Below are 1,102 nucleotides of genomic sequence, written 5' to 3'. Positions count from 1 at the left end.
GCTCAAATGCAACGGAAGGGAAGCATTATGTTGAGATTGACGACGGCGGTCATTGCCACTTTCGCCTTTGTGCCGATGGCGTTCGCGGGCACGACCTACCCCCTGACGCTGACGAGTTGCGGCCACGCGATCACCATCGAGAAGGCGCCTGAAAGCGTCGTCAGCATCGGCCAGGCTACGACCGAGATTCTCTACATGCTGGGCCTCGCCGACAAGGTGAAGGGCACCGCGCTGTGGATCAACCCGGTGCTGCCCGAGTTCGCCGAGGTGGACAAGAAAGTCGAGCGCCTTTCCGACAATGCCCCAAGCTTCGAAAGCGTGGTGGCGAAGAAGCCCGAGCTGGTGGTGACGCCTTATGAATGGATGATCGGCGCCAAGGGCGCCGTCGGCACGCGCGAGATGTTCGACGACGCCAAGATCGCAAGCTGGATCATGCCCACCGAATGCGTCGGCAAGGACAACAGCCAGAGCATGGACGGCGCCCGCACGAAACTGTTCGACACCGCCCTGCTCTACCAGGGCATCGAGGAACTGGCCGAAATCTTCGACGTCTCGGATCGCGGCGACAAGCTGGTCGCCGACCTGAAGGCCCGCGAGGAGGCGGCCGCCAAGCAGGCGAAGGACCTCAACCTGCCCGACACCGTGTCCGGCGTCTTCTGGTATTCGTCGGCCGACATCGAGATCGATCCCTATGTGGCCGGCCTCAACGGCGTGCCGGGCTGGATGATGTCCAAGCTCGGCGTGAAGAACGTCGTCACCTCCGAGGAAGAGTGGCCGACCGTCGGCTGGGAGACCATCGCCAAGGCCAATCCCACCTTCATCGTCGCCGCCGAGATGAACCGCCGCCGCTTCCCCGCCGACGACATCGCCGTCAAGCGCGGGTTCCTGACCAGCGACCCGGTCGCCAACGAGATGGACGCCGTCAAGCAGGACCGCGTGCTCACCATGGAAGCCAATGCGATGGACCCCTCGGTGCGCGCGATCTTCGCGCTGGAAAAGCTGTCGAACGCGCTGGCCGGGTTCGGCCTGAAGAAATGAAGCATGGCGCCGCGGCCCGCCGGGCGGGCTGGCTATGGCTGGCTCCGCCTGTCCTGGCCGCGGC

The 1,102-nt window shown here is 64.5% G+C and carries 1 protein-coding gene; it reads left to right on the top strand.

Annotated features, from left to right (window positions below; all coding sequences use genetic code 11):
* Window positions 1–6: 6 nt before the first annotated feature.
* Complete coding sequence (locus ACODTY_RS24060) at window positions 7–1,038, top strand: ABC transporter substrate-binding protein (protein WP_488996693.1); 1,032 nt, start codon at window positions 7–9, stop codon at window positions 1,036–1,038.
* The last annotated feature ends 64 nt before the right edge of the window (window positions 1,039–1,102 follow it).

This window comes from Mesorhizobium sp. FG116 (assembly GCF_057809835.1).
This window is presented reverse-complemented; position numbering and strand designations above follow the sequence as displayed.